This window comes from Campylobacter sp. MIT 99-7217, assembly GCF_006864365.1.
Classification (GTDB): domain Bacteria; phylum Campylobacterota; class Campylobacteria; order Campylobacterales; family Campylobacteraceae; genus Campylobacter_D.
Genome location: NZ_QHLJ01000002.1, coordinates 106,107 through 125,046, shown reverse-complemented (window position 1 = coordinate 125,046; position 18,940 = coordinate 106,107). Strand labels below are relative to the sequence as shown.

Here is an 18,940-nt window from a genome sequence, read left to right as displayed (position 1 = left end):
CTTTATCTCTTGAGTTTGAAAATTTTGGCTTGATTGTCATTGATGATCAAATCAAACAAGTTTTTATCGTAGTTGTTAAGGAAAAACATTTGCACAAAAGCACTTTCAAACATTGATTTATCCATGATAAGAAATTGCATAGGCGTTTGAAATTTATCCTCGATAAACAAAACAAAAAATCGCCCATTATCATCTATCTTGATAGGATCAAACTCGCCTTTGCTTAACGATTTGACCTTGATCCAAGTATTGATAGAGTATTCTTTATCTTCATAAGCTAAGCTTCTAAAATCATCGCTTAAAAGCATGCCATTGCTCAAAATAAAAAAGCCACTTTCTTGTCCTATACCAAAGGCTGGGCTAAAAACAAAGGGCGAATTTATAAACCCTGTGTTTAGATCTATCTTTGAAAAGCTAGCTACGGTTGAAAAGATATTGATCATGCGTGCTGGCATATATAAGAAAATATCCCTCGTTTTTTCGTCTTTGAACTGAAAATTTATATTTTGCAAAGAGTGCAAAAAAACATCTTCATTGCTTATATTATAATCTTTCATCATGGCTTTTAAAAGATCATTCATAGGCGTTTTAAAGCTTTTTTCAGTGTATTCAACGCTTAGTCTTGCCATATTAGCTGCACTGATTTGATCATGAGAGAGTATAAAAGAGGGGAAGAAATTATCCTTTCCTAAGTGCTTTCCGCCATCTGCTAGGGTCTTAACATCGCTGTAATAACGCACTGGATAACCATAATCCCACCACGCTACCACATAATCTTCCCTTGAAGCTATGCTCTTAAGATCGTTTAAAATGCTTACCTCTTTGGCAGTAAAAACACTTGGGGCTTTGTAATTATAAATGTGACTAAAGGCAAAAAATACAGAGAAAAATAAGGCTACACAAAGTATAAAGGGTTTTAAAGATTCATTTTGTTTATTTTGTATAAAGACTAGAAAAACCCCTACACAAAAGAGTATAGCACCAAGTTGCAAGCTTTGAGGAAAGGCACTATATAACAAGCTTAAAATTTGGATAAAAAATACTTTTAAGCCAAATAAATCGCCCAAAAAAGGCAACAAAAGCAAAAAGCCCAAGCTAAAGCTTAAGATGATATAAGCGTTTAGTTTGGTTTTGTTGATATGTAAATTTTCACATTTTTGCAAAAGAAAATGAACAAAATATCCAAAACCAAGAGCCATAACAGGCACAGCATAAATGGTAAATCTTAAACCACTTCTTAAAGCCAAAAAGCCTAAGGCAAACATGGGTAGGGTTAAAATGAAGCTTTTATGTTCCTTGCAAAGTAAAAAAAGTCCGATCAAAGAGCAAAAAAATGCCGTCTCGCTTGCACTGATCCTTTGCATAAACACAGACCAATCCACACTCGAAACCTCTTGTATGGTTTGATTGACATTAAAATACGAAAAAGCTTGCTCGGCACTAGCATTAAGACTATCTTTAAAGATATAAAATTTAAGCTGATAGATGATAGGATCAACTCCACCGCTTAAAACAAGCAAGATCAAGGCAAAAAGTCCAAGCAAGATGATGAATTTGATCTTGAAAAATTCTTGTTTAAAAGCAAACAAGGCAAGAAATAAAGCAATGATAGCACATTGATAATACCAAGCAATGCTTGAAATGGCTATGATCATAAAGATAGTAGCAAGATAAGCAAAATTATCTTTTCTGTGAAAAATGAGGGTATAAATGAAAAAAAGTAAGATAAAAGCACAATTTAAAGTGTAGCTTGAGGGATAATACCAAAGAAAAAATATCATCATCAAGGGTAGGGCGAACAAAGAAAAAAAGTCTTTTTTAATGATCAGTCGTATCATAAAAAATAAAATAAACATGGCTAAAACGATCACGAGCATATCAGTATCATAATACCCTGCCATAGTGCGGTTGTAATAGCTGTTTGCAATACTTGCAAGCAAGGCTGCTAAAAAGCCTGCTAAATTTTGCTTGTATAAATTTGCGATTAGTATAATGGGAACGACGATTAAGGAGCCAAAAAATACGCTCATATAAAGAATAATGCTTTCAAAATTAAAGGGCGTAAGCTCATAAAGATAGTAAGTTATACTTGATAAAGGGCTTCCAAAAAAGGACAAATCATTTTCTTGATGAAAGCCAGCTATCATGTCCCTTGCACCCTCAGCAAAGACATAGCCATCATTTGAGATGATCATGAGTTGGTTATTCCAGAAAAAATCCTCATAAGAGCTCGCCCAAACGACCCAGTAAAACCTACACAAAACGCTAAAACAATACGCACACAATATAAGCAAAAATAAAGAAAATTTAGGATTTTCTTTAAAATAAGCTGATTTTATCAAATTCATTTTTATCCTTTAAGATAGGCTAAGGCTTGCTTGGCAATCTCGTTTTTATCAAAGCTTAAAGCCCTTGTTTTTGCCCTTTGTTGATAATTTTTCCTAAGGTTTTCATCTTCGCACATTGTTTTAAGCCCCCTAAACATCGCTTCTTCATTATTAACCTCAACCAAAAGTCCAAATTCATTTTCTCCAAAAAGCTCACTAGCCCCGCTTAAATGATTGCTACTTACAACAGCACAACCGCAAGCCAAAGCCTCGATCAAAACATTTGAAAAGCCCTCAAAGCTTGAAGCAAAGGCAAAAAACTCGCATTTGCTCATGTATTTATAAGGATTATTATCAAAGCCAAGCAAAAAGACCCTTTCTTCTAAATTTAAGCTTTTTATAAGCTCTAAAAGCTCATCTTTAAGCTCTCCCTCGCCTAAAATTAAAAGCTTAAGCTCGGTTTTAAGCCTTGAAAAAGCCCTTATCAAAAGGGCGTGATTTTTGCCCTTATCAAGCCTACCCACGCTAAGTATAAATTTATGCTTAAAGGCTATTTCTTCCTTGCTTTGAAGCCTTATTTGCTCTAAATTTACAGCATTATACAAAAGTGCTGTTTTATCCTCTCTTAATTTAAAATGAAGCCTTAAATCCTCTAAATTTCCCCTTGAATTAGCCAAAATCAAATCAGCCCTTGGATAAAGTAGATAAATCAAAGCCCTATTAACCAAGGCATTTAAAGAAAAGCCCCTATACATAACGCTTGGCGTGGTGCATTCGTTGATTATAAGCCTTGATTTAAGCCCAAAGAGCCTAGCCATTAAGGCTATGTAATTTGGGCGGTTTAAAAAAACAAAATGCGTGTTAATGCCTAAATTTTGGCAAAGTTTTTTGTATTTAAGGGCTAAAAAAGGAAGCTTAAAAAGCTTTAAAAAGGCACTTTCATTAGGCTTTGATTTTTCTAAAAAATGAATTTTAGTATCTTCAAGCTCGTAAGAAATTTTTTCATTCATCAAAATAAGATGAGTTTCATAAAAAAGATTTAAATGAGGCAAAAGCGTAGCCACAACCCTTTCAGCCCCACCACTTCCAAGCGAATAAATAAAAATTGCTAATTTTTGCATTTTAAGCTCACTCTCATTTTAGATAAGGTTTTGATAAAAGAATTTGGTAAAAAACAAAGGCATAAAAGTATAAAAGCTTCTTTATTAAAGTGGATTTTAAGGCTTTTAAAAAGGCAAAAAAACATTTTTTTATAAAGCCTTGCAAGCTTTGCATAATACGCTGCCATTTTATACTCATAAGCACATTTTTTAGCCAAATCCTTATCATTTTCAAGCTCTTTTTCTATGAGCTTTGCCATTTCAAAATAGCCTAAAAAGACCCTTGAAGCCTCATTGCTCGCATTTTTAGTAACGCTAATTTGATTATTTGTATAAATTCTTAAAGCCTTGTGTATATAAAAACTTTTTTTTGCATAAAGTTTAACCCAAAGCAAGGCTTCATTACCATAAAAATTCTCATCAAAGCGTTCATTTTCAAGTAAGGCTTTTTCAAAGATCCCCAAAAACTCTCCCTCAAATTTAGCCATTAAAAAATCTTTTTTACTTAGCTCTTGATCCTCTTTCAAACCCCTGCCACTAAGCTCATCGCTTAAAATTCCATTTTTTCTAATTACACAATTTGCCAAAACATGAGAATAGCCCTCATTTAGCTTTTTGATAAGCTCGGAAATCGCACCCTTTAAAAGCTCATCATCATCATCTAAAAAGATTATAAATTTGCCTCTAGCCTTATCTAAGGCGTTGTTTTTATTGCCATTTGGTCCTTTTTTATAGCTTTGATTAAGAAAATATTTTATCCTCTCATCTTTTTTTACTAAGCCCTCGCAAAGTTCTTTCGTGCCATCATTTGAAAAATCATCACTAATGATAAGTTCTAAATCCTTAAAATCTTGCTCTAAAACACTATTTACAGCCTTTAAAAGCAAATCTTTTCTATTATAAGTTGTAATTAAAACCGATAAAAAAGGCTTCATTTAAGCTCCTTTATAAGCTCTAGCCACTGCTTTTTGATTTTCTCAGGGTTAAAATCCTCGCATCTTTTAAGGGCATTTTGAGCTAATTTTTGGCGCAAATTTTCATCTTTCATTAAAAGTTCAAGCTTTTTAGCTAAGCCTTGGCTATCATCAACAGCTACCAAAAAGCCATCTTTTTCATCATCTATCAAGTCTTTGGCTGAGTTTATATAATCCGTGCTTATCCTTGCTATCTTAAAAAACAAGCTTTCTATAAGAACGGTTGGCAAGCCCTCGATAAATGAACACAAGCAAAGAATTTTAGCCCTTTCATAAAGAGCTTTCATGTCTTTCACGCGTCCTAAAAACTCTATTTTTACACCTAAATTTAAGGCCTGAGTTTCTAGCTTTTTTCTAAGCTCCCCATCTCCAGCTATACAAAAGCTATAATTTACCCTTAAATTTTCATCTAATAAAGAAATAGCTCTAATGAACATAGAAGGATTTTTATTGCTATCAAGTCGCCCCACAAAAAGCACCAAATTTTCTTTTTTATTAGCCTTGCTAGGGCTAAAATGACAAGGATTTAAAAGTATTTCTACCCTTTTAACAAAGCGTTCATAATAAGCCTTATCTTGCTTGCTAAGCACGGTTAAAGCCGAACAATATGGATAGCTTATACGCCTTAAAAAACGCCAAATTTTAGCTTTTAAATAACTTTGCGTGCTATGCTCACTTATGATAAGAGGGCTTTTAAGTCCTATTTTAGCTACTATGCAAGCTATATTTGTAGTATCCAAAAAAGAGATAAAAATATCAGCCTTGCTTTGTTTTAAAGCCTTTCTTAGTGCAAAATACTTCTTAAAACGGCTCATGATCTTATGATAAAGATTTTTATAGCAAAACTGAGGCAGTTCATAAAGGCTGATAGAGCTTTTTAGCTCGTAAAAACTTGGCTTATCATCAAATTTAATGATTTTAATGCTATGTTCTTTGCAAAGCTCGTTTGCAAGGCTTACTAAAACCCTCTCAGCTCCGCCACTTCCAAGACTTGCGATGATAAAGGCTATTTTCATAAAGCCTTGTCCTTAAAAGACTTGCTATCAAGCATTTTCATTTGCCCCTTATGAATTTCATAAATTTTATCGCAGCGTTCTATGCTACTTAGGCGGTGAGCGATGATGATAAGGGTTTTATCAGTGCAAAGTGTGTAAATTTCATTCATGATTTTTTGCTCGCTTTTTTTATCAAGAGCTGAGGTAGCCTCATCAAGCACTAAAATTTCAGGCTTTTGATAAAGCGCTCTTGCTATGGCTACTCTTTGCTTTTGCCCTCCGCTTAAATTTGTGTTTGAAAGCATGGAATAAATGCCATTTTCTAAAGAGCTTGCAAAGCTTTGTAAATTAGCTTGTTTTAAAACCTGCATGATTAAAGCCTCATCATAATCCTTGCTTAAGGCTATGTTATAAGCTAGGCTTTCATTATAAAGTGAAATTTCTTGAGGGATAAGCCCAATTTTGCTTCTAAAATCCTTTAAATTTGTCTCGTTTAAAGGGACATCATCAAGCAAGATCTTACCAGAACTTGGCTTTAACAAAGAGCAAAGCAAGGATACAAAGCTGCTTTTTCCGCCTCCACTTTCTCCTATGAAGGCGATTTTTTCTCCTTTTTTAAGGCTAAAATTTACATTTTCAAAAAGCATTTTTTGCTTGTTTTTATAAGCAAAGCAAAGATTTTCTACTCTAAGTTCTTTTTTAAAGCTGATTTTTTCATGTTTTAAACACTCGCTTTTTTTACTTAAAAGCTCATGAATGATATCAAGCGAGTTTTTGTAATAATAAAGATCATTTAAGCTTGTGATAATGCGGTTTGCACTTGGCATAAGGCGGTAAAGTGCTAGCACAAACATAGAAATCATCGCTAAAGATGCCTTGATATCGCCTTTTTCTTGCCAAAGTAAAAAAATAACAATGAGTATCAAAAGGCAAAAGCCTATGGCTTCAAGATAAATTCTAGGCACAGCATTTAGGCTTTCGCTAATGATATTTGCCTTTGAAAAATCCTTGCTTTGCTCTTCAAAAACCTTGCTTATAGCCCTTTCGTTACCCCTTAGTTTGATAAGGGTGAAATTGTTTAAATTTGCATTCAAGCTTTCAAAAAAGCCACTCATAGCCTCTTCTCTTTTTTTTGCTGCTTTTTTAATCCTAGGTATTAATAAACGCACTAAAATAAGAGCATTAAGAGCTAAAAAGCCACTTAAAAAAAGCGTGATTTTAAGATTTATAAAAAGCATTAAAGTGTAAAGTAAAAGCACGACAAAAAGCTCACTTAAAAGCAGTAAAAAGCTTGCTAGCATGGTGCTTAGATTAAAGGCTTCATTTGTTATGGTTTTTAGAAGAAAGCTTTGCTTTTCAAGCCTAAAATCCTCATAAGAAAGGCTTAAAATTTTATCAAAAAGCCTACTTGCAAAAAGATGATAACGACCCTTTGAAAATCTGGCTAATAAATGAAAATAAAGAGAATTTAAAAAGGCTCTTAAAAGATAAAAAGCTATCAAAAAAAGCCCAAAATAGCCCACAAAGGCATAAATTGGCAGATCAAAATGAGCATAAAAGCTTTTTAAATGCTCATTTTTTTCAAAAAGCTCAAAATCACTAGCCAGTGAAACAAAAGGCATGATAAGGCTTATCGCAAAGCTTTCTATAAAAGAAATAAACACAGAAAAGATAAGCAAGGAAAAGAAAAAGTATTTATCTTGCTTGCTTAAAACAAAAAAAAGCTTTTTTAGCACTGCTTCTCCCACTCATAAGCACTTTTGCAAATGAGTTTTAAATCATCAAATTTGGCTTTCCACGAGGTTTTTTCTTTGATCTTATTAGCATTTGAGATTAAAATGCTTGGATCTCCTGCTCTCCTTGGAGCAAATTCGACCTTAAAATTTACCCCGCTAACTTCTTTCATGGCTTCTATGACCTCTTTTACTGAAAAACCATGTCCGTAGCCCACATTAAAAATATCGCTTGGATTTTTTTCTAGATATTCTAAGGCTGCTAAATGCGCACTTGAAATATCATCAACATGGATAAAATCTCTAATGCAAGTGCCATCCTTAGTATCATAATCTGTGCCGTAAATATAAATTTTATCCCTCTTTCCAGCTGCAACTTCTGCTGCAACCTTGATTAAAAGCGTAGCTTTAGGGTAGCGTTGTCCTAGGGCATAATCCATGCAAGCACCAGCTACATTAAAATAACGCAAAATGCAGTGTTTAAACTCAGGATTTGCCCTGCTTGTATCGCGTAAAACCTGCTCGCTCATAAGCTTGCTAAAGCCATAAGGATTGATAGGATCAAGTGGACTTTCCTCGCTTACCACAGGCGTTTTTGGCTCTCCATAAACAGCTGCTGTTGATGAAAATATAAATTTATTTGTGCCGTATTTAACGCAAGCTTTGATTAAATTTGTGGTGTTTGCTGTGTTGTTAAGATAGTATTTTAAAGGATCTTGCATACTTTCAAAGACCTCAATACTTGCTGCAAAATGAACTATGGCGTCAAATTTCTCTTTTTCAAAAAGCTTATGAATGGCATCAAAATCGCTTAAATCTTGCTCAAAAAGCTTAAATTCTCTTATCTTTTGCAAGTCCTCAAGGCTTTTTTTAGAACCCTTTGAAAAATTATCCAAAACGCAAAGCTCATGCTTAGTTTTTAAAAACTGCCTAAGCGTGTGAGAGCCTATGTAGCCAGCACCGCCGCTGATTAAGATCTTCATTATTTTTCCTTAATTTAAATTGGGCTTAATTGTAGCAAGCTTTTATTAATGTTAGGAATTTTGTATTTTATAGCCTTGATAGTTTTTTGTCTTGACATTTTTTTTTTTTTGATATCGTTTCAACCAAATTTAACTTGAAAGGATACAAAATGGCAACTTACACTTGCAAATACTGCGGAGCACAATCATGTAACTCTTCATTTGCTAGAAATTCTTGTTCTAAAAGTCCAACTAAATCTCATGTTTTAATGAGTGCAACAGAAAAACTAGCAAAATATACTTGTGTTCATTGTGGTGGGTCTTCAGGCGTGCCTTCATTTGCTAGAAATTCTTGTTCAAAATCCCCTACTAAAACCCACGAATTACTTGGTTAGTTAACCGGGCTAAATTTACCAAGCCAAAGCTTTTATAGCTTAGCTTGGTTAAAGTTTTTTGCACTTTATATTTTACACTCACTAGGCAAAGTATTATTATTTTTCTAAAATCCTTTTGATTTCTTCATCACTACAATGAACAAAAATATCTACATAGCCTCTGTTTGCTTTGTGTTCTTGCAAATACTCACTCATCAAACTTAGGCTATTTGCGTAATCTTCTTCTGTTAAATTCCCCTTAATAAACTCGTATTTAAGATAGAGCATAAAGGTGTTTAAAACATCGCTTTCGCAGTATTCGTGGATCTTTTCAAGCTCATTTTGATAAAAAAGCTCTAAAACCTGATCCCCATGAACATCGTATTTGCCGGGTAAATTTGCCATAGCACAAATTGTATCAAGCCTCATTCCACGCCCAGCACCAAGACTTTCAAACAAATCACAATGCTTAAGCTCGTTAAATCTTGATTTATAGTTATTCCACTTATCGCTGATCGTGTCAAGATAGGTGCTTGCTTTGATGTTATATTTTAACGCCCTTAAGACAAGCAAGGGCATATCGTAGTTTTTGCCATTAAAACTTACAAGCTTGGGACTAAATTTATCGATGAATTTAAAAAAATTGCTTATCATTTCAGCTTCGCTCTCGCCTTCGATTTTATTGACCTTGATAAATTTGCCAAAATGATCAGTGATCACAGCACAAATGCTTATGACTTTGTGAAAAGGCAGGGGCAAAAACTCACTCGCACTTTCTTCAAACTGCTTTTTCATCGCTTCCTTGCTTACTTCAAAGTCCTCGCCCTCTAAATTCCAAACCCTACGGATAAGCTCAGTATCTAGGATACTCTCGCAATCAAAAATGCAAATAAGCTGCTGTCTTTCTTTCATTTTGCCTCAAATCTTTAGTTTATTTTTAAAAAAATTTGTTAAAATTATAGCAAAAATTAAAGAAACTTAAAGATGAAAATAGCCATAGTCCGTCTCTCAGCTCTAGGAGATATTATCCAAACTGCCATTTGTTTGCAATTTATCAAAAAATTTAAGCAAGATACGCAAATTCATTGGTTTGTTGATGAGAGATTTAAAGAGCTTCTTGAAGATCACCCCCTAATCGACAAAGTCTATGCCCTGCCTTTAAAGGATAAAAAAATCCTCAAGGTCTTAAAAATTTTACACAGGGCTAGAAAAAACGAATATGATCTTGTTGTGGATTTTCAAGGACTTGTTAAATCAGCCCTTGTAAGTAGGGCATTGTCGGTAAATAATTTTGGCTTTGATAAATATAGCCTCAAAGAAAGTTTAGCCGCAAATTTTTATAATCAAAAATTTTATAGCAACTATGATGAAAATGTCTTTTTGCGGTATTTAAATTTGATTTCTTATGTTTTTAATGAAAGTTTTGAACTTGATGATTTGAGGCTTAAAGAGCCTATTTTTAAAGCAAAAGAGGGGATTAAGCAAACTCTTGTTCAAAGATTAGCTTTAAAAAAAGATGATAAAAATATCTTGATTCATGTTGGTTCAAGTGTTGAAAATAAAATTTATCCAAAGGAAAGATTAGCCATACTTATCAATCTCATCTTAAAGCATTACGAGCAAGCAAGGATCTTTCTTGCTTGGGGAAATGATAAAGAGCTTAAATTTTCAAAAGATTTGCTTGCTTCTTGTGTTGCTTCTCAAAGGCTTGAAATTTTGCAAAAACTAAGCTTGCAAGAACTTATAGCCATGACCAAGCTTAGCTCTTTAGTGATAGGAAATGACAGCGGTCCAACGCATCTAGCCTTTGCGATGAATAAGCCCTCTATCACTATCTTTGGAGCTACTCCAAGTGGTCGAAATGCCTTTGCGACACCTATAAATAGGGTTATTGATTCTGGTAAGAAAATTCTTCATGCAAAGCATTTGGATAAGAGTGATTTTTGCATACAAAATGTTGATGAAGATAAGATCTTTGAGCTTACAAAAGAGCTTTTGGGGTAAGATGGATTATTTGTATTTAAGTTTGTATTATGTGTTGAAATTCTTTGTGTGGATTTTGCCTGATTTTTTACTTCAAATTTTTATTAAATTTATTGCTAAAAGCGTGTATGTGTTCAATGCAAAGCATAGAAAAATCATCAGAGCAAATTTAGATCTTTGCTTTCCTGAAAAAAGTGAGCAAGAAAAAGAAGCGATCACTCTTGAAATTTATCAAAATTTTGCTTTTTTTGCCATAGATGCTTTAAAAAATCAAAATACAAGTAAAGAAAAGGTTTTGCAAAAGGTTGTTTGTGATGAAGAAGTGGTAAATGCTTATGTTGATTTTACTCGCCCCATAGTTTTTACTACAGCACATTTTGGAAATTGGGAGCTTTTGCCTTTATTTTTTGCGGCTCAATTTAAGCCTATGAGCGTTGTAGGTAGGGCTTTAGATAGCAAGGCTATGGACAAGATTTTACAAAAGAATCGTCATCAATTTGATATAGAAATTATCGACAAAAAAGGTGGTTTAAGAAAAATGCTTGCTTGTCTTAAGCAAAAAAGACCCTTGGGCATACTTACCGATCAAGATGCAAGCGATAGCGAAAGTCTTGTGCTTGATTTTTTTGGCAAAAAGGTAAATTGGGTTGTAGGAGCTAGTGTGGTGGCTAAAAAAACAGGAGCTTTGCTCATACCAACCTTTATCTTTAAAAACGAGGATAAAAATTTTGAAATAAAGGTTTTCAAACCTATGGATAGTAAAACAGCAAGCATAGAAGAACTTACCTGCTATCAAGCAAAATGTTGTGAAGAAATGATCAAGCTTAAACCTGAACAATACTTCTTCTTTCATAAAAGATTTAAAAGATTTTATAATGAAATTTACTTATAGAGGAAAAAAGTCTTGAAAAACAGCGATAAAATCAGCGTTTGCATAATAGCAAAAAACGCTCAAAAAAGCTTAAAAGAATGCCTTCAATCCTTAAAGGGCTTTGATGAGATTGTTTTACTTATAAATGATAGCAGTGATAAAACTCTAGAAATTGCAAAAGATTTTCAAAAAAGCTATGCAAATTTACGCATAGAAAAAAGTGAGTTTATAGGCTTTGGAGCACTTAAAAATCTTTGCGTGAGCTTTGCTAAAAACGAGTGGATCTTAAGCATTGATAGTGATGAAATTTTAGAAAAAAAAGCCTTTGATGAGATAGGTAGCTTGAGTTTGAAAGAAAACGAACTTTACGCCTTGCCTCGCAAAAACTTATATGCTGGTGAGTGGATAAAAGCAAGTGGCTGGTATCCTGACTTTGTTTTTAGGCTTTTTAACAAAAATCACACTAAATTTAATGAAAATTTAGTGCATGAAAGCGTAATGATACAAAAAGATACTAAGAAAATTTATCTTAAAAATGCACTCAGGCATTATGCTTTTAATGACATTCAAGGCTTACTTGATAAGCTTTGTCATTATTCTAGCCTTTATGCAAGGGCAAATATCCATAAAAAAAGCTCTGTTTCAAAGGCTATTTTAAGAAGTATTTGGAAATTTTTTAGGGATTATTTTTTTAAAAAGGGCTTTTTATATGGCTATAAGGGCTTTGTGATAAGCTTTTGTAATGCTTTGGGAGTCTTTTTTAAATATATGAAGCTTTATGAATTGCAGCTAAAAAAGGCATCAGTTAGCCTTATCATCACAACTTATAATCAAAAAGAGCGTTTAGCTTTGGTGCTTGATAGCGTCAAGGCTTTAAAATACTTGCCAGATGAGCTTTTGATCGCTGATGATGGCTCAAAGCCTGATACTAAAGAGCTTATTGAAAAATATGCTAAGGATTTTCCTTGTGCTTTAAGGCATATTTGGCAAGAGGATAAGGGCTTTGCACTAAGTGAAATTCGAAATAAGGCTGTGAGTGCTTCAAAAAGTGATTATATTATCATTGTAGATGGGGATATGATACTAGGGCCTCATTTTGTTAAAGATCATCTTGATTTTGCAAAAAAGGGAGTGTTTTTGCAAGGCTCAAGAGTGATTTTAAACGAAGATGAAAGCAAGGAAATTTTAGAAAAAAAGGCTTTTGAAAAGGCTTTTGAAAAAAGAAGTTTCAAGGCTAAAAGATGCTCTTTTTTAGCTAGGCTCATTTATAAAAGCTCTAAAATCACAGCTTCTTTTTTTGAAAAAAAAGAGCTTATCAAAGGCGTGAGAGGCTGTAATATGAGCTTTTTTAAAGAAGATTTTGATAAAATAGAGGGCTTTAATGAAAAATTTAAGGGCTGGGGACGAGAAGATAGCGAATTTGTGGCTAGGTTTTTGTTTGCAGGAGGTACTTTTAGAAGGCTTAAATTTAAAGCTCTTGCCTTTCATATTTGGCATAAAGAAAACAAGAAGGCTGATTTTAGTGCAAATCATCAGCTTTATTTGCAAAGCTTAAGAGAAAAAAAGATAGGCTGGAGGGATAAACTTTAGCTTTTTTTAAAATAAATTCTATCAAATCTTTTTTAATCCCCAAAGATAGGATCAACGCCTTGTATAGTGGTGTGAAGTTTATGTAAAAAGCTTTTGCTTTTTATGTCTTGCCATTTTTCGCGTAAATCCCCTTTTTTAGCGTGAAATTGCACGAGGTGAATATCTGTATCGTTGGTAAGCTCGCAGTTTAAAGCCTGATAATTTTCATTTTCAAGCAGTAAATCAAAGATAAAATGTAGGGTAAAATAATGAGGAAGCTCGTTTTCTTTTTGCCAAAAGTTCATCAAAATGTCTTTTAAGGCAGTTATTAGCGGATAATCTTTCTTCGCGATGATAAAAGCTGAAAAAAACCTTGCACGAAAGTCCTTTTCCCAAATGAAATACCTATAATCAAAAGCAGTCCATTCTTTGTGATCTTGTGGCTTTAGCTTTGATCGCTGATAAACAAAAAAGTCTTTTTGACAAAGTTTTTGTGGGATTTTATCACTTAAAAAAATGCTTGCATCAAGCCAAATTCCCCCATAAACGCTTAGCAAGCTCATGCGAAGCAAGTCAGAAAAGAAAGTAACGCTTTTTTCGCCAAAACTTTTTTGCCTTAGCTTTTCATAAACAAAATCAGGAAAATCAATATAATCTTTAATGCTTTGCTCATCTAAAACGATGATCTTATACTCTTTTCCCATATGCTTTTTAACTGAGCTTAGGCATTTTTGAATGAGAGCTGGGGCGTTTTGTTCGCCTTGATACCAAAGTTGCCAAATGATTTTTTCATCTTCAAAATGCTTTTTGGCTTTGAAAGGAAAATTTGGAATTGCACCCTCTAAAAAAGGTAGGACATAGTTTTGCTTGAGGAAATTTGCTGCTTTGGGGTGTTCTATCTTATTTCTCATGAGTCCTTTTAATCTTCTTCTAAATGATTTAAAAGGAGTAAGTTTAGCGACTAAAAAATATGTAATTTCATTAAATATAAAAGCCTCACTCCTCAACATAATTTCCCCTATCTTTGTAATCAAACTTAATATGAAGTTTTTTTCTATAAATAAATTTATAGAAAAAGTATTTTATCATATTTTTCAATAAGCAAAGGTATTTTTCATCTTTAAGGTTTTTTTTGATTTCTTTTTTGGCGAGTTTATAAAAGATAATGGTGGTTTCAAAACTTCTTATACTTAGACTTTTTATCTTTTCCTTGGGCATAAATTCATATAAAGAATCAAACCAAGCATAAGAGCGGTGTAAAGTATAATTTTGCGGATAGTTTCTCACGCACCAAAGTAGAAAAATTTGATCATCGTCCATAAGTCCCATACTTGCAAAGCATTTTAAAGCTTCCCTAAAATGCTTGTGAAATTCACGCCAAGCTGTTTTGTTGCCAAAAAGCAAGCCACCCATGATAAAGGTTTTCATAGAAAAATAAATACTTGCAAGATTGTCTTTTTCTTCATCTTTGAGTTTGAAAAAATTCATCTTATCTTTTGACATTTTTTCATTGTTAATGAGAGTAAAATTAAACTGCGTTTTATCGGTAAAAAAATCATCTGTATGGTTAAAGCCAAAATCAAGCCACATAAAATTTTCCTCGCCTAAACCTCTTTGTATAGAGTCACAAACGCAAAGAACTTTCATATACATCAAAAAGCAATACTCAGCACTAATGCACTCGATATTCCTAGGATTTGCCCTTGCTTTAGTTTGATCAAAATTTTGGAAAGTATTTCTTATCAAAGCTAGGCTTTGTGGCTCAAAGCTTTCAAATTCCTTTATGATGATCGTTGTTTTATGCTCTAAGCCGTGCTTTTTTCTTTCATTGAGGATATCTTCTTTAAATTCTTTATCTGTATAGATGATAAGCTCATTTTTAAGCCCAGCCCAAAAAGAAAAATACTCTAAGTATTTTGCAATATCTCTTTCAGCTCCCACGATAGATTCTCGTTTTATATCATAAAAAGCTGTGATGATAGTAATTTGATCATTCATGTATTGTAGCTCACCATGCGTTGAGTATTTCTACAACTTTTTTTACCTGTGTATCTTGCATTGCAGGAGATATGGGTAGGGATAAGACTTCTTCATGAATTTGCTCACTTATGTGTAAATTTAGATGATGAAGTTCAGGATAGCACTCTTGTTTGTGAGGGGGAATTGGGTAATGGATAATGGTTTGAATTTGATTTTTCTCTAAATACTTTTGAAGCTCATCTCTTTGTTTGCTTCTGATGACAAAAAGATGCCAAACATGAGATTTATCATCTTGGCTTTGAGGCAAGATTATTTTAGGGTTATTGATATGAGTTCTATAGAAATTTGCTATTTCTCTTCTTTTTTGATTATCCTCGTCTAAATATTTTAGTTTTACACTTAATACTCCTGCTTGAATCTCATCTAAGCGCGAATTTAAGCCTTTATAAAGATTTTGGTATTTAATGTGTGAGCCATAGTTTGCCAAGGCTCGTATTTTTTGAGCTAGATTATCATCGTTGGTAGTGATACAACCCCCATCTCCTAAACAACCTAAATTTTTACCCGGATAAAAAGAAAAAGCCCCTGCATCACCTAAATTTCCAACTCTTTTTTGGGTATAAAGTTCGATTGCCCCATGAGCTTGAGCGCAATCTTCTATGATTTTGAGTTTGTATTTTTGAGCTAAGGTATAAATTTTACCCATATCAACAGCTTGTCCGTAAAGATGAACAACCATGATAGCTTTCGTATTGGGTGTGATTTTTTCTTCTATTAGATCAGGGTTGATGTTATAAGTGTTGATATCAGGTTCAACTAAAACAGGCTTTAAGGCATTATCACTAATAGCTAATATAGAAGCTATATAGGTATTTGCTGGAACTATAATCTCATCATTTTCTTTAAAATCATAGGCTTTAATGATAAGTCTTAAGCCGTCAAGTCCATTTGCACAAGCTACGCAGTGTTTTGTTCCACAAAAATCAGCAAATTTTTTTTCAAAGTTTTGAACTTCTTTTCCAAGTAGATACCATCCACTATCAAGAACACGAGAAATAGCTTCATCAATCTCTTTTCTATATGTTTGATTGAGTTCAAATAAATCTAAAAATTTAATCATCTTAAAACCTCCAAAATAATAAATAAAATCAGCAAAATTCCAAAAAAAATCAGGCTAATTTTAAAAAATTTCTTGTATTTTTTATATTTTTTTATGTAGGTATCATCTTCCTTGCAAAATAAAGCAAGATCTAGCATGGACTTAAAGGTAAAATTATACCTTTCATGCAAGGCTTGAGCATTTGTATCATAAGCTTTCATTATCTTATGATAGCCCCAAATTCTTCTTTCAAGATGAGGAGATAAAAGAGCCATTTTTCCTAAGAAAAAAGAGATATCATCTTCAAAAATTTCTATATATTCTTGAGAGTTTTCAGCAGAAAAAATTTGCTTTAAAAGCTTTAAATCTTTGCATTGTAGGAAGGTATCCATGATCATTTGGGTTTCTAAGTTTTCTCTTATTTTGGTTAGGGGATTATTCTGCGCACTTATACTTGGATTTTGTATATCAAGGCGGTATTTGACAAGTTTTTCATCAAGTATGGTGTATTCGTATTGCAAAAGAAGCTTAATGTGCATTTGGGTATCTTGTTGGTTGCATATACATAGAGGTAAAGGATAAAGTACTCGTTCAAAAATATCCCTTCTCATGCTTAGTCCAGGAGAGGTAAGACAGTTTCCTTTTAAAAAAAGATGATTTAAAAGCTTTTCCCTACTCATTTTGATGGGTTGGTGGCTTTGCTTAGTTAAAACTTGGTTTTGGATATCTATGAGAGTGAGGCTTGGAACGATGATATTATTTTTTTTATCTTGGAAGTATTTGTTGTATTCATTTAAAGCGTTTTGTTCAAACATATCATCACTTGCACAAAATATGATAATTTCTCCGCTCGAGTGCTTAAATGCGGTATTTAAGCTCGCGTTAATGCCTTGATTAAAAGAATGACAAATGAGTTTAATCCTTGTATCGTTATATTGTTGTATCTTCTTAACATTGTTATCTTTTGAGCAATCATCAACGATGATTAACTCAAAGTCTCTAAATTCTTGTTTTAAAACACTTTCTATAAAAAAGCCAACATATTGTTCGTGATTGAAGCTTGGACAGAGTATCGAAAATTTAGGCATTTTTTAGCTTTCTATACTGAAATTTTATAAAATGAAATAAAACTATAAATTTTTTATTCATAATTCTTTCTTTTCTAAAAATATAATCTGCTAAAGTATAATACGGCTTTAAAGAAGCAAAATGTTCATCAAGATAACCTTGTATAGTTTTTTGATCTTCTAGGGAAAATTTATCTTGATCTTGTAGATACATATTTTGTAGGTAATAAAACTCGCTGTATCTGTGTTTGTTTATTGTTTTGATTAAAGATTTTTTCATTTTTTCTTTTTTTGCTAGTTCTTCTAATCTCATAAAAACCCTATAGACATTAAATTTTCTTGGCGAATGCTTCTTAGTCAAACTTTCATCAAGTTGATAGTATATATAAGTAGCATCTTTACAAAAAGCAATTTTCCTAGCATAGTAAATAAATTCTCTTGTTGAGTATTCATCATCATTCATACCCCCCAGCTAAATCCTAGCTTTTTTACAAGAGAACTTTTGTAAAGATTTGCGCCATGAATTTTCCAATCAAGACTATATTTAAAAGCTTCTTTGCCTTCAAGTATCATACTTTGCGTGTTTTCATCATTATCTATACCCGCTAATTCATGATTTTTGCTTGGATTTTGAGGGTAGTAAAATAAAAGATCTGGTACTATGATGTCAATACTTTCATCGTTTAATTCCTCGTATCTTTTGATGAGTAGTTCAAAGCATGTTTTACTTAATTCATCATCATATCCTAGAAAAAAGATAAATTCTCCACTTGCTTGTTCAAGAGCTAGAGGATAGCTAATGATAGGATATCCCATGTTTTTTTCATTACGAAATACTTTTATTCTTTTATCTTTGTAAGCAAGTTTTAAAAGTACTTCATAGGTATTATCGCTAGAGCAATCATCGATGCAAATTGCTTCCCAATTGTCATAACTTTGCTTAAGCACAGATCCAAGACTTCTTTCTAGGTATTTTACTGAATTATAGCAAGGTATGATAACTGAAATTTTATGAGACATTTTTATCCTTGATTTGACCTTAAAATTTGTATTGTATCATAACAAGATTTATTTTTTATTAAAATCTAACTCCTTATAAGCAGTTATTTTGTAGCCATCTATACCTGATAGTATGAAGCAGTTTTTAAACTCTGTAAAAGAATTAAATCCAATAAATTCTTCGCTTAATATGCTAGATTTTATCTTTATGCCTTTTAGCGTTGGTAGTTGGTATTCTTTAAATATAAAGGCTCGTATTTGGTTGTGTATTTCAAAGCTTGTTTTGTTTAAATTGATCTTTATATCATTAAAATCTACATCAGCTTTTGAGTAATAGCTACTGGAAATAACATTTTGTTTGAGAGTTTGATAATTTTGTGATAGTAGCTTTTCTATATTTTCTTTAAATAGGCAAAAGCCATTATTTAAGTATTTAAAATACAAATGCCTAGCTGTATCATTTATATCAATGTCAAAAATCTTTTGAGCTATAATATCGCCCGTATCGATACCATCATTAATTTTGTGTAGTGTAACGCCAGAATCTTTCTCACCATATAAAATAGGCATAATGGAAGTATACATACCCTTATAGAGGGGGAGTTTTGAAAAATGGATATTATATAGCCTTTTTGTGAGGAAATTACTTGTTTTTATGAGCCTATCAAATTCTAAAGATATAAACAGAGAATTCTCCATATCATAGGCTTCTTTTAGACTAATTTCTCTCACATTTAAGCTCTTTGCTAAATTTTTTAGTGAGGGTTGCCATGAGTTTAGCCCTTTATCTGTTTTATTTGATATTATGACTATTTCATCTTTGCTTACATAATGTTTTAGCATGTATTTTAGAGCATTTGTAGCTATTTGATTTTTGCCTGCTATGATTATTTTGCACATTAATTTT

At 32.7% G+C, this 18,940-nt stretch carries 17 protein-coding genes and 2 pseudogenes; 4 read left to right on the top strand and 15 right to left on the bottom strand.

Annotated elements, in window-relative coordinates; all coding sequences use genetic code 11:
- Positions 1 to 2: 2 nt before the first annotated feature.
- The 7 genes and pseudogenes from DMB92_RS02440 to galE all read right to left on the bottom strand — a co-directional run bounded on the left by DMB92_RS02440 (position 3) and on the right by galE (position 8,112).
- Positions 3 to 2,342 carry an STT3 domain-containing protein gene (locus tag DMB92_RS02440; RefSeq protein WP_409513383.1) on the bottom strand — a complete coding sequence of 780 codons (2,340 nt, stop codon included), beginning with the start codon at positions 2,340 to 2,342 and terminating at the stop codon, positions 3 to 5.
- An 8-nt stretch (positions 2,343 to 2,350) separates the two neighbouring features.
- Positions 2,351 to 3,448 (bottom strand): glycosyltransferase, encoded by a 1,098-nt coding sequence (locus DMB92_RS02435; RefSeq protein WP_142681461.1) that lies wholly within the window; start codon positions 3,446 to 3,448, stop codon positions 2,351 to 2,353.
- A complete protein-coding gene (locus DMB92_RS02430) occupies positions 3,436 to 4,362 on the bottom strand; it encodes a glycosyltransferase family 2 protein (RefSeq protein ID WP_142681460.1) in 927 nt (308 codons plus the stop codon). Before DMB92_RS02430 ends, DMB92_RS02435 begins: the two co-directional genes overlap by 13 nt.
- The gene (locus DMB92_RS02425; protein ID WP_142681459.1) at positions 4,359 to 5,417 is read right to left on the bottom strand and encodes a glycosyltransferase; all 1,059 of its coding nucleotides are present in this window, start codon (positions 5,415 to 5,417) and stop codon (positions 4,359 to 4,361) included. The genes DMB92_RS02430 and DMB92_RS02425 overlap by 4 nt, the downstream gene beginning before the upstream one ends.
- 166 nt (positions 5,418 to 5,583) lie before the next feature.
- A pseudogene (locus DMB92_RS09515) lies at positions 5,584 to 6,043 on the bottom strand (ATP-binding cassette domain-containing protein); the annotation flags it as partial.
- A gap of 213 nt (positions 6,044 to 6,256) precedes the next feature.
- Positions 6,257 to 7,132, bottom strand: a pseudogene (locus tag DMB92_RS09510) (ABC transporter transmembrane domain-containing protein); the annotation flags it as partial.
- Positions 7,126 to 8,112, bottom strand: a complete 987-nt coding sequence (gene galE / locus DMB92_RS02415; RefSeq protein WP_142681457.1) for a UDP-glucose 4-epimerase GalE — start codon at positions 8,110 to 8,112, stop codon at positions 7,126 to 7,128. The gene galE and the pseudogene DMB92_RS09510, both read right to left, overlap by 7 nt.
- Before the next feature lie 149 nt (positions 8,113 to 8,261).
- Here galE and DMB92_RS02410 point away from each other — a divergent pair, with 149 nt between their 5' ends.
- Complete coding sequence (locus DMB92_RS02410; RefSeq protein WP_142681456.1) at positions 8,262 to 8,486, top strand: hypothetical protein; 225 nt, start codon at positions 8,262 to 8,264, stop codon at positions 8,484 to 8,486.
- A gap of 96 nt (positions 8,487 to 8,582) precedes the next feature.
- Here DMB92_RS02410 and DMB92_RS02405 read toward each other — a convergent pair whose 3' ends face one another.
- A complete protein-coding gene (locus DMB92_RS02405; protein ID WP_142681455.1) occupies positions 8,583 to 9,377 on the bottom strand; it encodes a 3'-5' exonuclease in 795 nt (264 codons plus the stop codon).
- 72 nt (positions 9,378 to 9,449) lie between these two features.
- On the opposite strand from DMB92_RS02405, the gene waaC reads away from it, so the two are divergent.
- Genes waaC through DMB92_RS02390 form a run of 3 tightly spaced genes read left to right on the top strand, consistent with a single transcriptional unit; the run spans position 9,450 to position 12,909 of the window.
- Positions 9,450 to 10,469 carry a lipopolysaccharide heptosyltransferase I gene (waaC, locus tag DMB92_RS02400; RefSeq protein ID WP_142681454.1) on the top strand — a complete coding sequence of 340 codons (1,020 nt, stop codon included), beginning with the start codon at positions 9,450 to 9,452 and terminating at the stop codon, positions 10,467 to 10,469.
- Position 10,470: 1 nt separating this feature from the next.
- Positions 10,471 to 11,340 carry a lipid A biosynthesis lauroyl acyltransferase gene (locus DMB92_RS02395; RefSeq protein WP_142681585.1) on the top strand — a complete coding sequence of 290 codons (870 nt, stop codon included), beginning with the start codon at positions 10,471 to 10,473 and terminating at the stop codon, positions 11,338 to 11,340.
- Positions 11,341 to 11,352: 12 nt separating this feature from the next.
- Positions 11,353 to 12,909 (top strand): glycosyltransferase family 2 protein, encoded by a 1,557-nt coding sequence (locus tag DMB92_RS02390; protein ID WP_142681453.1) that lies wholly within the window; start codon positions 11,353 to 11,355, stop codon positions 12,907 to 12,909.
- Between the two features lie 32 nt (positions 12,910 to 12,941).
- Here the strand turns inward: DMB92_RS02390 and DMB92_RS02385 are convergent, their stop codons facing one another.
- The 7 genes from DMB92_RS02385 to DMB92_RS02360 form a co-directional block, all read right to left on the bottom strand.
- Entirely contained in the window at positions 12,942 to 13,799 is an 858-nt protein-coding gene (locus DMB92_RS02385) for a capsular polysaccharide synthesis protein (RefSeq protein WP_260604722.1), read from the bottom strand.
- A gap of 85 nt (positions 13,800 to 13,884) precedes the next feature.
- Positions 13,885 to 14,886: a protein YibB gene (gene yibB, locus DMB92_RS02380; RefSeq protein ID WP_142681451.1), complete on the bottom strand. Its 1,002-nt coding sequence runs from the start codon at positions 14,884 to 14,886 to the stop codon at positions 13,885 to 13,887.
- Positions 14,887 to 14,896: 10 nt separating this feature from the next.
- Positions 14,897 to 15,988, bottom strand: a complete 1,092-nt coding sequence (locus DMB92_RS02375) for a DegT/DnrJ/EryC1/StrS family aminotransferase (RefSeq protein WP_142681450.1) — start codon at positions 15,986 to 15,988, stop codon at positions 14,897 to 14,899.
- Positions 15,985 to 17,055 carry a glycosyltransferase family 2 protein gene (locus tag DMB92_RS02370; protein ID WP_142681449.1) on the bottom strand — a complete coding sequence of 357 codons (1,071 nt, stop codon included), beginning with the start codon at positions 17,053 to 17,055 and terminating at the stop codon, positions 15,985 to 15,987. Before DMB92_RS02370 ends, DMB92_RS02375 begins: the two co-directional genes overlap by 4 nt.
- Complete coding sequence (locus tag DMB92_RS09145) at positions 17,048 to 17,497, bottom strand: hypothetical protein (protein WP_185900150.1); 450 nt, start codon at positions 17,495 to 17,497, stop codon at positions 17,048 to 17,050. Before DMB92_RS09145 ends, DMB92_RS02370 begins: the two co-directional genes overlap by 8 nt.
- Positions 17,494 to 18,054 (bottom strand): glycosyltransferase family 2 protein, encoded by a 561-nt coding sequence (locus tag DMB92_RS09140; protein ID WP_185900149.1) that lies wholly within the window; start codon positions 18,052 to 18,054, stop codon positions 17,494 to 17,496. The genes DMB92_RS09145 and DMB92_RS09140 overlap by 4 nt, the downstream gene beginning before the upstream one ends.
- 48 nt (positions 18,055 to 18,102) lie before the next feature.
- Positions 18,103 to 18,933 (bottom strand): formyltransferase family protein, encoded by an 831-nt coding sequence (locus DMB92_RS02360; protein ID WP_142681448.1) that lies wholly within the window; start codon positions 18,931 to 18,933, stop codon positions 18,103 to 18,105.
- Positions 18,934 to 18,940: the final 7 nt, after the last annotated feature.

Bases quoted from the DNA above. Each gene is read 5' to 3' on its own strand.
- DMB92_RS09140 (WP_185900149.1), bottom strand. From the start codon at position 18,054: ATGTCTCATAAAATTTCAGTTATCATACCTTGCTATAATTCAGTAAAA.
- DMB92_RS02430 (WP_142681460.1), bottom strand. From the start codon at position 4,362: ATGAAGCCTTTTTTATCGGTTTTAATTACAACTTATAATAGAAAAGAT.
- DMB92_RS02425 (WP_142681459.1), bottom strand. From the start codon at position 5,417: ATGAAAATAGCCTTTATCATCGCAAGTCTTGGAAGTGGCGGAGCTGAG.
- DMB92_RS02405 (WP_142681455.1), bottom strand. From the start codon at position 9,377: ATGAAAGAAAGACAGCAGCTTATTTGCATTTTTGATTGCGAGAGTATC.
- DMB92_RS02410 (WP_142681456.1), top strand. From the start codon at position 8,262: ATGGCAACTTACACTTGCAAATACTGCGGAGCACAATCATGTAACTCT.
- DMB92_RS02375 (WP_142681450.1), bottom strand. From the start codon at position 15,988: ATGATTAAATTTTTAGATTTATTTGAACTCAATCAAACATATAGAAAA.
- DMB92_RS09145 (WP_185900150.1), bottom strand. From the start codon at position 17,497: ATGAATGATGATGAATACTCAACAAGAGAATTTATTTACTATGCTAGG.
- DMB92_RS02395 (WP_142681585.1), top strand. From the start codon at position 10,471: ATGGATTATTTGTATTTAAGTTTGTATTATGTGTTGAAATTCTTTGTG.
- yibB (WP_142681451.1), bottom strand. From the start codon at position 14,886: ATGAATGATCAAATTACTATCATCACAGCTTTTTATGATATAAAACGA.
- galE (WP_142681457.1), bottom strand. From the start codon at position 8,112: ATGAAGATCTTAATCAGCGGCGGTGCTGGCTACATAGGCTCTCACACG.
- DMB92_RS02360 (WP_142681448.1), bottom strand. From the start codon at position 18,933: ATGTGCAAAATAATCATAGCAGGCAAAAATCAAATAGCTACAAATGCT.
- waaC (WP_142681454.1), top strand. From the start codon at position 9,450: ATGAAAATAGCCATAGTCCGTCTCTCAGCTCTAGGAGATATTATCCAA.
- DMB92_RS02370 (WP_142681449.1), bottom strand. From the start codon at position 17,055: ATGCCTAAATTTTCGATACTCTGTCCAAGCTTCAATCACGAACAATAT.
- DMB92_RS02435 (WP_142681461.1), bottom strand. From the start codon at position 3,448: ATGCAAAAATTAGCAATTTTTATTTATTCGCTTGGAAGTGGTGGGGCT.
- DMB92_RS02385 (WP_260604722.1), bottom strand. From the start codon at position 13,799: ATGAGAAATAAGATAGAACACCCCAAAGCAGCAAATTTCCTCAAGCAA.